The following is a 12,934-nucleotide window of genomic DNA, read 5'->3' as shown; positions in this document are numbered from 1 at the left end:
CCCGCTGCGGCGGGCCCCAACGCTAATCAGGACTGCCCTATGACAAATCCGTTGCTGACTCCGTTTTCCCTGCCGCCGTTTTCGGCGATCCGCCCTGAAGATATCGTGCCCGCGGTGCAATCCGCGCTGGCAGACTGCCGCGCCGCGGTAGAGCGCGTGGTCGCGCAGCCGGGGCCGTTCACCTGGGACAACCTGTGTCAGCCGCTGGCGGAGTCGGACGATCGCCTGTCGCGCATCTGGTCGCCGGTCGGGCACCTGAACTCGGTGAAAAACAGCCCGGAGCTGCGCGCCGCCTATGAGCAGGCGCTGCCGCTGCTGTCCGAATACGGCACCTGGGTCGGCCAGCACGCAGGGCTGTACCAGGCTTACCGCAGCCTGAAAGAGGGCGCGGCGTTCGAGACGCTGAGCGCGCCGCAGCGCAAGTCGGTGGAAAACGCGCTGCGCGACTTTGAGCTGTCGGGCATCGGCCTGTCGGCGGAAAAACAGCAGCGCTACGGCGAAATCGTCGCGCGCCTGTCCGAGCTGGGCTCGACCTACAGCAACAACGTGCTCGACGCCACCATGGGCTGGAGCAAACTGATTACCGACGAAGCCGAGCTGAGCGGCCTGCCGGCCAGCGCGCTGGCCCAGGCGCAGGCGATGGCGCAGGCCAAAGAGCAGGACGGTTGGCTGCTGACGCTGGACATGCCGAGCTACCTGCCGGTGCTGACCTACGCCGACAACCGCGCGCTGCGTGAAGAAATGTATCGCGCCTTCGCCACCCGCGCTTCCGATCAGGGGCCGAACGCCGGCAAATGGGACAACAGCGAAGTGATGGCGGAAACGCTGGCGCTGCGCCACGAACTGGCCCAGCTGCTGGGCTTCGACACCTATGCCGACAAATCGCTGGCCACCAAAATGGCGGAAAGCCCGGACCAGGTGATTGGCTTCCTGAGCGATCTGGCCAAGCGCGCCCGCCCGCAGGCCGAGCAGGAGCTGGCGCAGCTGCGCGCCTTCGCCAAACGGCATCACGGCGTGGACGATCTGGAAGCCTGGGACATCACCTATTACGGCGAAAAACAGAAGCAACACCTGTTCTCGATCAGCGACGAGCAGCTGCGCCCGTACTTCCCGGAACAGCGGGTGGTGGAAGGGCTGTTCGAGGTGGTGAAACGCATTTACGGCATCAGCGCCAAAGAGCGCAAGGATGTGGATACCTGGCATCCTGAAGTGCGCTTCTTCGATCTGTTCGACGCCAACGGCGAGCTGCGCGGCAGCTTCTATCTCGACCTGTACGCGCGTGAAAACAAACGCGGCGGCGCCTGGATGGACGACTGCGTCGGTAGCCTGCGCAAGGCCGACGGCACGCTGCAAAAGCCGGTCGCCTACCTGACCTGCAACTTCAACCGCCCGCTGGGCGATCAGCCGGCGCTGTTCACCCACAACGAAGTGACCACGCTGTTCCACGAGTTCGGCCACGGCCTGCACCATATGCTGACCCAGATCGACACCGCCGGGGTCTCCGGCATCAGCGGGGTGCCGTGGGATGCGGTCGAGCTGCCGAGCCAGTTTATGGAAAACTGGTGCTGGGAGCCGGAAGCGCTGGCGTTCATCTCCGGCCATTATCAGAGCGGCGAGCCGCTGCCGAAAGAGATGCTCGACAAGCTGCTAGCGGCCAAGAATTACCAGGCGGCGCTGTTTATCCTGCGCCAGCTGGAGTTCGGCCTGTTCGATTTCCGCATGCACTTCGAATACCGCCCGGAAAAGGGCGCGCAGATCCTGCCGACGCTGGCGGAAGTGAAGAAAATGGTGGCGGTGGTGCCTTCGCCGAGCTGGGGCCGCTTCCCGCACGCCTTCAGCCATATCTTCGCCGGCGGCTACGCGGCGGGTTACTACAGCTACCTGTGGGCGGAGGTGCTGTCGGCCGACGCTTACTCGCGCTTCGAAGAAGAGGGCATTTTCAACGCCGAAACCGGCAAATCCTTCCTCGACAACATCCTGTCGCGCGGCGGTTCGGAAGAGCCGATGGCGCTGTTCAAACGCTTCCGTGGCCGCGAGCCGCAGCTGGATGCTATGCTGCGCCATTACGGCATTAAAGGATAACCCGCCACGTGAGTGTGTGTTTATTGTGTGAAGCAGGCGCCGATCCCGGCGCCTTGTCTATTTTGGCGCAGCGCTGGCAGTTGGTCTCGGACGACGACGCGCCGATGGCGCTGGTGCTGACCCCGGAGCGGCTGGAGCTGCGCAAGCGCGACGAGCCCAAGCTTGGGGCGATCTACGTCGATTTCGTTACCGGCACTCTGGCGCACCGGCGCCGTTTCGGCGGCGGCCGCGGCGAAGCGGTGGCCAAGGCGGTCGGCATCAAGGGCAGCTACCTGCCGGACGTGGTGGACGCCACCGCCGGCCTGGGGAGAGACGCCTTCGTGCTGGCGGCGCTGGGCTGCCGGGTGCGGATGCTGGAGCGCAATCCGGTGGTGGCGGCCTTGCTGGACGACGGCCTGCAGCGCGGCTATCGCGATGCGGAAATCGGCCCCTGGCTGCGCGAGCGCCTGACGCTGCTGCACGCTTCCAGCCTGACGGCGCTGGCCTGCCTCGATCCGTGGCCGGAGGTGGTGTACCTCGATCCGATGTATCCGCATAAGCAGAAAAGCGCGCTGGTGAAAAAAGAGATGCGGGTGTTCCAGTCGCTGGTGGGCAGCGACGACGACGCCGACGGCTTGCTGGAGCCGGCGCGCCGGCTGGCGACCAAACGCATCGTGGTGAAGCGGCCGGACTACGCGCCGCCGCTGGCCAACGTGCCGGCTCACGCCGCCACGCTGACGAAAAGCCACCGCTTCGATATCTATATGCCGCTGTAATCTTCGCCGGGCTCGGCGCGCCGGGCCCTCAGTTCCCCTCCCGCAAACTTTTCCCCACGTCGCCGCCCGGGTGCACCGCCAGCAAGGTTTCTTTGCCGTAGCCGCTGCGTTCCATCAGACAGGCGCAGGCGGCGTCGAAAATCGCCAGCACCAGCACGATAGAGGTGGTCGCCAGCATGTTCAACGGATCTATCTCGTTTTCCACCCCGGTGGCGATGGTCAGCTGCGCCGCCTGCGCGATGGCGGAGGCGGGGTTTTCCGTCACCGCGATCAGCGGCACCCCCTTGGCCTGCAGCGTCGGCAGCAGGCGGGTCAGCTCGTCGGAATTGCCGCCGCGCGAGATAAGGATCAGCAGATCGTCACTGCGCAAAAACCCCAGGTCGCCGTGCGCCGCGTCGGTGGCGTCGAGGTAGACCGCCGGCCGCTCCACGCAGGCCAGCATATGGGCGATTTTACGCGCCGCAATGCCCGAGGTGCCGACGCCGGTGACGGCGATTTTGCCGCGACACTCCGCCAGCTGCGCCAGCAGCCGTTGCCAGATCTGCGCGTCGAGGCGATCGCCGAGCTGCGCCAGCTCGCGGCTGTAGGTTTCCCACCCCTGAACGGCGCGTTGCCATTCCCGCTGCATCAGGCATCCTCCTGCATCAGTTGGCGGTATTTCATATGGTCGTCGTACAGCTGATGGAAGACCCGGTATTTGCGGTCGTAGTAGCGTTTGATCTTGTTGGTCTGCGGCGTGACCGTTTTGCCGATGCGGCTCATGGCGCCCATCGCCTCCGGCAGGGTGTCGAACACGCCCGCCGCCACGGTGCCCATCATGGCGCCGCCCAGCAGCATCGCTTCGCTTTCCTCCGGCAGCAGCATGGCGCAGCCGGTGGCGTTGGCGTGCTCCTGCACGAAGATCGGGTTCTTGGTGCCGCCGCCGCTGGCCATGATGGTGTCGATGCGGTAGCCGCTGTGGTTCATGGTCTCGATGATGTGGCGGGTGCCGAGCGCGATGGCCTGAATGGTGGCCAGGTAGTGCAGCGCCATGTCTTCCGGGGTGCGCGACAGCTTCAGCCCGGTCAGGGTGCCGGTCAGCGTCGGGTTGGCGCGCGGCGAGCGGTTGCCGTGGAAGTAGGGCAGCATGTGGATGTCCTGGGTGAGGAAGGCGATGTCCTCCGGCTCGCCGGCCATGCGGCGCAGAATGGCGTTCAGCGCCTCATAGATGGTCTGCCCCTGGGTTTTCGCCTGCGCCAGCAGATCCTGATGGCAGGGGTGCGACTGGATCACGTGGTCGATCAGCGCGCCGGTGGCCGACTGGCCGCCTTCGTTGAGCCAGTATTCCGGCAAAATGGCCGAGTAGTAAGGCCCCCAGACGCCGCCGATAAAGCGCGCGGTGCGCGACATCGCCATATGGCCGGTGGAGGTGCCGCCGATCAGCGCCACGCGGCGGTTGAAGTCCGCCACCTCGCCGGAAACGCCGGTGGCCCCCAACGTGCCGAGGGTGCCGGCGTGGGCGTCGATGATCGACACGCTGACCGCGGTGCCGGCAATCAGCCCCATCTCACCGGCGGCGCGTTGGGTCAGGCCGTGGCCCAGCGGTTCGCCCATCATCTTGACGTCGCTGCCGATCTTGGCGGCGTCGTGCTCCAGCAGGTCTTCCAGACCGATCTGCCGGAAGTAGCTTTTGTCCCAGCGCTGCTCGTGGCCGAGGTAGGTCCACTTGCACACCGTCGAACACAGCGAACGGGTGGCGTCCTGGGTGGCGCGCCAGGTGAGGAAATCCGGCAGATCGAACAGATAGCCGGCGTTGGCCCAGGTGGTGGGCATGTGCTGCTTCAGCCACAGCAGCTTCGGCGTCTGCATCTCCGGCGAAATGATGCCGCCGACGAAGTCCAGCACCCGGTGTTTGGTGGCGTTGATGCGTTCGGCCTGGACTATCGCCCGGTGATCCATCCACACGATGATGTTCTGCTCGGTGCGGCCGGACGGGCTGACGGTCAGCGGCTTGCCCTCTTTGTCGAGCACCACCAGCGAGCAGGTGGCGTCGAAGCCCAGTCCCTTGACCTGAATCGGGTTGATGTCGGCCTGATTGACCGCATCGCGCACCGCGTTGCACACCGCCTGCCAGATATTGTCCGACGACTGCTCGACGAAGTCCGCCTTCGGCCGGTACAGTTCGATGGCCCGGCTGGCCTGGCCGACCATGCGGCCGTTGAGATCGAATACGCCTGCGCGCGCGCTTCCGGTGCCCACATCTACGCCAATAAAATAGCTCGCCATCATTTTCTCCTAAGGGTTGTGTCCGCAACCTAGCTTTTTCGATTCTGTAACGCGATAAACAGGATCAGCACGCCGCCCCACAGGGCCATGGTCAGATAGCTGCTGACCCCCAGCAGGTTGAGGCCGCTTTCCAGCATTTGCAGCACGATCAACGCCAGCACCAGCCCCAGGACGCGGCCGAAGCCGCCGTCCGGGTTGATGCCCCCCAGCACCGAGGCCAGAATGGTCACCAGCAGATAGGACTCGCCGTAGCCGGCCTTGGCCGAGTTGAACTTGGCCATCATCAACAGCGCGGCGCCCCAGCCGAGCAGCGCCGACAGGATGTACACCGCGACCTGCACCCGGGCGGTATTCACCCCGCTGAAGCGGGTAGCCTGTTCGTTGGAGCCGATCAGATACAGGCTGCGCCCCAGCGTGGTGTGCTCCAGCAGCAGCCACAGGCCGGCGGCCACCAGCAAGAACAGCAGCAGCGCCACCGGGATGCCCAGCACCGCGCCGTTGCCGAGAAACTGTATCGCCGCCGGGAAGCCGGAGATCACCGCGCCGTTGGACAGCAGGATGTTCAGGCCGGTGATCAGCGTCATGGTGCCGAGCGAGGCGAGGATCGGCGAAACGCCGACCCAGGCCACCAGCACGCCGTTGAGCGCGCCGATCGCCACCGCCACCAGCAGGCCCGCCAGCAGCGCCAGCGCCAGAAACAGCGGCTGATCGGGGTGGTTGACGATAATCGCCGCCATCACCAGCGAACAGGCGTTGGCGCCGGCGATGATCGACAGGTTGATGCCGCCGGTCAGCATGGTGATGCCCATGCCGAGCGCCAGCAGGCCGAGGATCGGCAGTTGCGAGGCGATCGACTGGAAGTTGCCGAGGCTGAAGAAGCGCGATCCGAGCAGGCCGGCGAACAGCAGCGCCACCGCGATGATGATCGCGCCCTGCAGGCGGATGATCCGATCGTTGGGGATCAAACGGGTTAACTGCGTCATGCTATAGCTCCTTGACCAGTTTGCGTTTTTCGTTCCAGGCGGTGCTGCTGATGCTGATCAGAATGATCGCGCCGCTGAACACCTGGTGCCAGTAAGCCGAGACGCTGAGCAGCGTCAGCCCGTTCTGCAGGAAGGCCAGCAGCACCACCCCGAGCAGGGTACCGGTCAGCGAGCCGCGGCCGCCGGTCATGCTGGTGCCGCCCAGCACCACCGCCGCCAGCACCGTCAGTTCGAAACCGAGCAGCGAGTTGGGGGCCACCGACTGGGTGATCTGCGCCTGCACCACCGCGGCGATGCCGGCTAAAATCCCCATGTAACCGTAGACATAGAAGTGCAGCCGCAGCAGGTTCAGCCCCAGGCGCGACGCCGCATCGCGGTTGCCGCCCATGGCGTAGATCTGGCGCCCCAGCCGGGTGCGGTTCATCAGCACGCCGGTGACGACAATCACCGCCAGCAGGCACAGCAGCGGCAGCGTCAGGCCGTAGTCATAGCCGTCGGCGCCCTGGAACGAGAACCAGTTGATGCCGTCCATGAACCAGTCCGGGAAGCCGTACAGCCAGGTGCCGTTGGTGGCGTACACCAGCAGGCCGTAGAACAGGTTGAGCGTGGCGATGGTGATGATGATCGCCGGCACCTTCAGCCAGTACACCAGGAAACCGTTCACCAGCCCGAGCAGCAGGCCGACGCCGGCAGCCAGGGCGAACGCCAGCGGGAAGCCGCCGCCGTGCTGGATAACCCAGCTGGCCATCGCGTACTGGGCGATGGCGGTGATCGCCGGGAAGGAAATGTCGATGCCGCCGGCGATCAGCACCACGAACAGCCCGCAGGCGAGAATGCCGAGAATGGCGTAGCTGGTGGCGACGTCGGTCAGGTTGCCGAGCGTCAGAAACTCGTCGGTGCCCAGGCTCAGGCCGACGCCCAACGCCAGCACCAGCAGGCCGAGATAGAGCTCGTGCCGGCCGGCCAGGCGGGCCAATAATGACTTATCCATTCACCACCTCGGCGATCTGTTGTTCGGTACTCTGGTGCGGCGCAAATTCGGCGATCAGCTCGCCCTTGCGCATCACCATCACCCGATGGCTGTTGTAGTAGGCTTCCGGGATCTCGTCGCAGATCATCAGCACCGCCATGCCCAGCTGCGCCAGATCGCGGGCGATCTGGTAGATCCCCTCTTTGTTGGCGATATCCACCCCGACGGTCGGCGAATCGAGGATCAGGATCTTCGGCTGCGTCGCCACCCATTTGGCGATGGCGATGCGCTGGGCGTTGCCGCCGGACAGGGTTTTCACCGGCAAGGCGCTGTCGGACACCTTGATGTTCAGATCGCGGATCAAGCGGTTGACCAGCTCGCTCGCCTTGGCGTGGTCCAGCAGGCCGAGCCGGGTATGCAGCTGGTCAAACACCGTGACGATGGTGTTGTCGTAGATCGATTGCTCCATGATCAGCCCCTGGGTCAGGCGATCCTCCGACACATAGCCGATGCCGTGGCGCACCGCTTCGCGGTTGTTGTGCAGCCGCACCGGCTGGCCCGCCACCTTGATCTGGCCGCTGTCCGGCCGGGTCATGCCGAACAGGCTGAGGCACAGTTCGGTGCGGCCGGCGCCCAGCAGCCCGACGATCGAGACTATTTCGCCGCCGCGCAGCGCCAGGTTGATGTTGCGGTACTTGTCGCCGCGGCTGAGGTTGCACACCTCCAGCAGCGGTGCCTTGTCGGCCGGCGGCTGCGCCGGCAGCGGGCTGTAGTGGAAGCGTTGGCCGGTCATCAGGAACGCCAGCTCGTGGCTGTCCAGCTCGCTGGCGGGCCAGGTGCCGACCAGCTTGCCGTCGCGCATCACGCTGATGCGGTCGGCGACCTCCATCACTTCGTCCAGCCGGTGGCTGACGAACACCACGCAGATGCCCGCCGCCTTCAGCTCGTTGACCACCCGCAGCAGGCCGTTGACCTCCTGGCGCGTCAGCGAGGCGGTGGGTTCATCCATGATCACCAGCCGCGCCTCGGCGGCGATGGCGCGGCAAATCGCCACCAGTTGCCGATCGGCGATCGACAGTTTTTCGACCTTCTTGTCGGGATCGATGGTCACGCCGACGCGCGCCATGGCGTCCAGCGCCGTCTGGCGCATCACCCGCTTGCGCACCCAGAAGTGGCCGCCGGGCAGGTAGCGGTGGATGGCGATATTTTCCGCCACCGTCAGGTTAGGGAATAACGACAGATCCTGATAAATCACCTGAATGCCGTAATAACCGGACAGCTGCGGCGTCAGGGAGTGGAATAATTTGCCTTCCAGCGAAATATTGGCGCCTTTTTCCGGCTGATAAACGCCGGAGATAATTTTAATGATGGTGCTTTTGCCGCAGCCGTTTTGCCCGGCCAGGCAGTGCACTTCGCCAATATTTAGCGTCAGGTTGATCTGGTCTAATGCCAGCACGCCGGGGAATCGCTTGCTGATATTCTCCAGAGTGATAAATGCAGGGGATGCGTTCATAACGTTAACCTGTGTTTGCATAGCGGCGGCACGCGCAGCCGCTATGGATTTTCCCGGTGTGGCTAATGAATTAAAAACCGAGCGATTTGGCGTTATCTTTGGTCACTTCCAGAATTTTATTGAACCGAATCACTTTGTGTTCCATATCGACATCGGCCTTGCCCAGGCCCTCTATCGACAGATCTTGGGTCACTTCCTTGCCCTGCAGCAGCCGATCCGCCACCGTCACCAGCGCGTAGCCGGCGTCTTTCGGATCCCACAGCAGCGCTTTCTTGATGTCGCCGCGCATCAGGTAAGGGGCGGCCTGCGCCGGCATGGCGATGCCCACCACCGCAATCTTGTCCTTGGCGCGCTTCTTGGCCACCGCCTGGCCGGCGCCGATCGGGCCGAGCGAACCGAAGCCGATGATGCCCTTCATCTGCGGATAGGTTTTCATCAGGTCCAGCGTGGTGGCGTAGGATTTGTCGATGCTTTCGGCCACCGGCAGGCGCGAGGTGACTTCGAACATGTCCGGATATTTGGCTTTCTGGTACTTGATGGCGGAATCGGCCCAGGCGTTGTGCAGCGGCACGGTCAGCGAACCGACGTAGATCGCGTAGCCGCCCTTGCCGCCCATGTCTTTCGCCAGCTCATCGACGTTGGCCTGCGCGTATTTCTCGCTGTCGATGGTTTCGATATCCCACTGGCCGATCTGCTGGTCAGGAGATTCATGGGTCAGCACCACGATGCCTTTGTCGCGCGCCTTTTTCAGCACCGGCTCCAGCACCTTGGCGTCGTTCGGCACCACGATGATGGCGTTGACGTTTTTGGCGATCAGATCCTCAATCACCTTGACCTGCGCGGCCGGGTCCGGCGTGGAAGGGCCGGTCTGGTAGGCGTTGACGTCGAGCTTTTTCGCCGCCTCGTTCACGCCCACTTCCATACGGTTGAACCACGGAATGCCGGTCACTTTGGCGACCACGGCGATCTCGTACTTATCAGCGGCGAAAACAGGTGTTGTCGATAACATGCACGCAGAAACCACACATGCATTCAATAATGCGAGGTTAAATTTCATTAGCGGTACCTTTTTTATCTGTAGGGGTGGCGGTTTTTCCACCGATGCAGATTACAAAGGAATGGAAGGGGGGCGTAACCGAAGTTAACGAAATGTGATCTGCGCACATTGGAGTGAAATAATGACGGTTTTAATGTTAATTAAATGTTTAATAATTTTGAGGTGGTAATTTTACCACGTTAAATAGTCATTTACTTAACATATTAAATAATTATTGATAACATAATGGCAACCATTGGCGTTGAACAAAGCGGGAAAAAATGCCGGCGTCGTCGCCGGCATTGCAACATTTAACGGATGTGTGAACAAGATCACCTTGTCGGCAGGTCAGAGCACCCCCTGCGCCAGCATGGCGTCGGCCACCTTGACGAAACCGGCGATATTGGCGCCGTGCACGTAGTGGGTTTGCTTGCCTTCACCGCCGTATTCCACGCAGGCGTGATGAATATCCGCCATGATATGTTGTAAACGTACATCCACTTTCTCCGCCCGCCAGCCGAGGCGCGCGGCGTTTTGCGCCATCTCCAGCCCCGAAGTGGCCACCCCGCCGGCGTTGGCCGCCTTGCCCGGCGCGAACAGCACGCCGGCGTCGAGGAAGGCGTCGGTGGCCTGGATGGTGGTCGGCATATTGGCGCCTTCCGCCACCGCTTTCACCCCGTTGCGGATCAGCGTTTGCGCCGCCTCCAGGTCCAGTTCGTTCTGGGTGGCGCACGGCAGGGCGATATCCACCGGCACGCCCCACGGCTGTTGGCCGGCCAGATAGGTCAGGCCGCGCTCGCGGGCGTAATCCTCGACCCGGCCGTAGCGCTGGTTTTTGATCTCGGCCAGGTGCGCCAGCTTTTCGGTGGTGAAGCCGGCCTCGTCGACCAGCGTGCCGCCCGAGTCCGAGACGGTAATGACCCGCGCGTCCAGCTCCAGCGCTTTTTCGATGGTGTACTGCGCCACGTTGCCGGAGCCGGACACCGCCACCCGCATGCCCTCAAAACCCAGCCCGTGACGTTGCAGCATGGCGTCGGTGAAATACACCAGGCCATAGCCGGTCGCCTCGGGGCGGATCAGGCTGCCGCCGAAGGACAGTCCCTTGCCGGTAAACACGCAGGCGGTGTTGTTGGACAGCTTCTTCATCATGCCGGCCATAAAGCCGACCTCACGGCCGCCAACGCCGATATCCCCGGCGGGCACGTCGGTGTCCGGCCCCAGGTGACGGTACAGCTCGGTCATCAGCGCCTGGCAAAAACGCATGATTTCGCCCTGGCTTTTCCCTTTGGGATCGAAGTCGGCGCCGCCTTTGCCGCCGCCCATCGGCAGGGTGGTCAGCGCATTTTTGAAGGTTTGCTCGAAGCCGAGAAACTTCAGAATCGACAGGTTCACCGACGGATGAAAGCGCATGCCGCCCTTATAGGGGCCGATAGCCGAGCTGAACTGCACGCGCCAGGCGCGGTTGACCTGTACCTGGCCGCGATCGTCGACCCAGCTGACGCGGAACTGGATGACGCGCTCCGGCTCCACCAGGCGTTCCAGCAGCGCCTGCTCGCGATAGTGCGGGTTGCGTTCGATAAACGGCCACAGCGAGGTGAAAACCTCCCTCACCGCCTGCAAATACTCCGGTTGGTGGGGGCTGTGGCGCTGCAGCGAGGATAGGAAAGATTCGACCGATACGGCATGTTCCATGGATTAGCTCCTTCTGGCATTAAATGTCCCCCCGCTTTTTTTATAAATATGGGTATAGGCGATGTCCGGGGGAGTGATGTTGTGTCTTTAGCGACTATATCACCGGGGGGCGGTTGATTATCAAGCGATTAATCAGACAGGCGGAATGAAAAACGCCCGCGAGGGGCGGGCGTTGGCGAGCGGGTTCGGCAGAGGCTTAGTTATCTTCCGCCTCTTCTTCATCGCGCAGCGGCACGATCAGCATGTCGATATGCACGGTGTTGATCAGCTGGCGCGCGGAGGACATCAGCTTGCTCCAGAAGTCCTGGTGGTGGCCGCACAGCACCAGGTCCATATCGTATTTCTTGATGGCGTCCACCAGCACCTGCGCCAGATCGCCGCTGCCGCTCAGGGTCTCGGTAATCGGGTAGCCGGCGTTCTGCGACAGCTCGGTCAGCGCCTGGTGGGTTTCCTCGGAAATGCGCTTTTGCATGTCGCCAAGGTTGACGTCGATCAGGCCGGTGTACAGGTCGGAATAGTTGACATCTACGTGGATCAGGGAAACTTTGGCGTTGTAGGGGCGCGCCATAGATACGGCTTTCTCCACCAGAATTTTGCTTTCCGGGGACAGGTCTACCGCAATCAGAATGTGTTTGTAAGCCATGAGAATACTCCTTCCATAATACTGCCGATTAAAGGGTTAGCAGGCGTTCCATGTACCAGCCTGACGCTTTTGGTTTCATAGTATCATTCGGATAACGTAATGATATGTTGGGGCGATCACACTGCGCCGCATCAAAAATCTTGCCACTTCAACTCGTTCAGTTTTACACCCGGACGGCAGAAAAACCTATTGTTTATGCGGTCTTGAGCGGTCTGACCGCTTGAATTATAAGCGTTCTTACACAGAGTATAGCCCCAAAACCCCCATCAGGCAGTGGAAAATGCCGGGCGTCGCCCGGCGGCGCGGTTATCACTTATAACCCATCGGCAGATGACAAATCGGCGCGTTGCGGTAAATTTTATCTACTGCTCAGGCCAGTTTGCGTTTCATTAACCTACAATGATGAATATGGGCCTTATCATTTCTCCTCTGGCGGGATCGCGCTGACTATGCAGCCTGCGTGGCGATGACCCTTCTTCAGAGGCCGTGGGTTATGCGTCTGGCCCGTGCGGTGCAAAAGGGGATGGGAGCGGTATGCTCCAGCAGAGTATTGGGTATAGAGGTAGGGCGGTTGGACCCGGCGGATTGCCGCGGATAACCACGCCTTGAGGGGGCTATCATGATCAGTACCGTCGCGCTGTTTTGGGCTTTATGTGTGGTGTGTGTGGTAAACATGGTGCGGTATTACTCTTCTCTGCGTGCGCTGCTGGTGGTTCTGCGCGGCTGCGACCCGCTGCTGTACCAATACGTCGACGGCGGCGGTTTCTTCACCGCCCACGGGCAGCCCAGCAAGCAACTGAGGCTGGTGCGTTATATCTTTGCGCAGCGCTATGTCGAGCATCACGATCCGGAATTTATCCGCCGCTGCGAGCGGGTGCGCGGGCAGTTTATGCTGACCTCGGCCCTGTGTGGCCTGGTGGTCATCAGCCTGATTGCGATGATGATCTGGTATTGACTCCCGCCGGTTTGCTCGGCGAAGGGCAAAAAAAAGGCGG

11 protein-coding genes are annotated in these 12,934 nt (G+C 62.4%); 3 read left to right on the top strand and 8 right to left on the bottom strand.

Translation table 11 applies throughout. From position 1 onward, the window contains the following. Positions 1-39 precede the first annotated feature (39 nt). Positions 40-2,082, top strand: coding sequence for an oligopeptidase A (gene prlC, locus D7I37_RS06105; RefSeq protein WP_061799583.1), 2,043 nt, complete (start codon positions 40-42; stop codon positions 2,080-2,082). Positions 2,083-2,090: 8 nt separating this feature from the next. Continuing rightward, entirely contained in the window at positions 2,091-2,837 is a 747-nt protein-coding gene (gene rsmJ, locus D7I37_RS06100) for a 16S rRNA (guanine(1516)-N(2))-methyltransferase RsmJ (protein ID WP_129543453.1), read from the top strand. A 28-nt stretch (positions 2,838-2,865) separates the two neighbouring features. Here rsmJ and D7I37_RS06095 read toward each other — a convergent pair whose 3' ends face one another. The 8 genes from D7I37_RS06095 to uspA all read right to left on the bottom strand — a co-directional run bounded on the left by D7I37_RS06095 (position 2,866) and on the right by uspA (position 11,939). Beyond that, positions 2,866-3,465 carry an SIS domain-containing protein gene (locus tag D7I37_RS06095; RefSeq protein ID WP_061799579.1) on the bottom strand — a complete coding sequence of 200 codons (600 nt, stop codon included), beginning with the start codon at positions 3,463-3,465 and terminating at the stop codon, positions 2,866-2,868. Beyond that, positions 3,465-5,102: an FGGY-family carbohydrate kinase gene (locus D7I37_RS06090; RefSeq protein ID WP_061799578.1), complete on the bottom strand. Its 1,638-nt coding sequence runs from the start codon at positions 5,100-5,102 to the stop codon at positions 3,465-3,467. Before D7I37_RS06090 ends, D7I37_RS06095 begins: the two co-directional genes overlap by 1 nt. A 29-nt stretch (positions 5,103-5,131) precedes the next feature. Then, positions 5,132-6,085, bottom strand: a complete 954-nt coding sequence (locus D7I37_RS06085; RefSeq protein ID WP_061799576.1) for an ABC transporter permease — start codon at positions 6,083-6,085, stop codon at positions 5,132-5,134. A 1-nt stretch (position 6,086) separates the two neighbouring features. Beyond that, positions 6,087-7,076 (bottom strand): ABC transporter permease, encoded by a 990-nt coding sequence (locus tag D7I37_RS06080; protein ID WP_129543452.1) that lies wholly within the window; start codon positions 7,074-7,076, stop codon positions 6,087-6,089. After that, positions 7,069-8,568 (bottom strand): sugar ABC transporter ATP-binding protein, encoded by a 1,500-nt coding sequence (locus D7I37_RS06075; protein WP_095099751.1) that lies wholly within the window; start codon positions 8,566-8,568, stop codon positions 7,069-7,071. The genes D7I37_RS06080 and D7I37_RS06075 overlap by 8 nt, the downstream gene beginning before the upstream one ends. 70 nt (positions 8,569-8,638) lie before the next feature. Continuing rightward, the gene (locus D7I37_RS06070) at positions 8,639-9,625 is read right to left on the bottom strand and encodes an autoinducer 2 ABC transporter substrate-binding protein (protein WP_061799574.1); all 987 of its coding nucleotides are present in this window, start codon (positions 9,623-9,625) and stop codon (positions 8,639-8,641) included. A gap of 327 nt (positions 9,626-9,952) precedes the next feature. Continuing rightward, positions 9,953-11,296 carry an NADP-specific glutamate dehydrogenase gene (gdhA, locus tag D7I37_RS06065; RefSeq protein ID WP_061799573.1) on the bottom strand — a complete coding sequence of 448 codons (1,344 nt, stop codon included), beginning with the start codon at positions 11,294-11,296 and terminating at the stop codon, positions 9,953-9,955. A 196-nt stretch (positions 11,297-11,492) separates the two neighbouring features. Continuing rightward, the gene (uspA, locus tag D7I37_RS06060; RefSeq protein ID WP_061799571.1) at positions 11,493-11,939 is read right to left on the bottom strand and encodes a universal stress protein UspA; all 447 of its coding nucleotides are present in this window, start codon (positions 11,937-11,939) and stop codon (positions 11,493-11,495) included. A 619-nt stretch (positions 11,940-12,558) separates the two neighbouring features. Here uspA and uspB point away from each other — a divergent pair. Beyond that, complete coding sequence (gene uspB, locus D7I37_RS06055) at positions 12,559-12,894, top strand: universal stress protein UspB (protein WP_061799568.1); 336 nt, start codon at positions 12,559-12,561, stop codon at positions 12,892-12,894. Positions 12,895-12,934 lie beyond the last annotated feature (40 nt).

This window comes from Serratia sp. 1D1416, assembly GCF_003641105.1.
Lineage (GTDB): Bacteria > Pseudomonadota > Gammaproteobacteria > Enterobacterales > Enterobacteriaceae > Serratia > Serratia ficaria.
Note: the sequence above shows the minus strand (reverse complement) of the source record. Positions and strands in the feature narration are given on the sequence as shown.

Coding starts and splice junctions, on each gene's coding strand:
- prlC (WP_061799583.1), top strand. CDS start 40: ATGACAAATCCGTTGCTGACTCCGTTTTCCCTGCCGCCGTTTTCGGCG.
- D7I37_RS06095 (WP_061799579.1), bottom strand. CDS start 3,465: ATGCAGCGGGAATGGCAACGCGCCGTTCAGGGGTGGGAAACCTACAGC.
- D7I37_RS06090 (WP_061799578.1), bottom strand. CDS start 5,102: ATGGCGAGCTATTTTATTGGCGTAGATGTGGGCACCGGAAGCGCGCGC.
- D7I37_RS06085 (WP_061799576.1), bottom strand. CDS start 6,085: ATGACGCAGTTAACCCGTTTGATCCCCAACGATCGGATCATCCGCCTG.
- D7I37_RS06080 (WP_129543452.1), bottom strand. CDS start 7,076: ATGGATAAGTCATTATTGGCCCGCCTGGCCGGCCGGCACGAGCTCTAT.
- D7I37_RS06075 (WP_095099751.1), bottom strand. CDS start 8,568: ATGAACGCATCCCCTGCATTTATCACTCTGGAGAATATCAGCAAGCGA.
- D7I37_RS06070 (WP_061799574.1), bottom strand. CDS start 9,625: ATGAAATTTAACCTCGCATTATTGAATGCATGTGTGGTTTCTGCGTGC.
- gdhA (WP_061799573.1), bottom strand. CDS start 11,296: ATGGAACATGCCGTATCGGTCGAATCTTTCCTATCCTCGCTGCAGCGC.
- uspA (WP_061799571.1), bottom strand. CDS start 11,939: ATGGCTTACAAACACATTCTGATTGCGGTAGACCTGTCCCCGGAAAGC.
- uspB (WP_061799568.1), top strand. CDS start 12,559: ATGATCAGTACCGTCGCGCTGTTTTGGGCTTTATGTGTGGTGTGTGTG.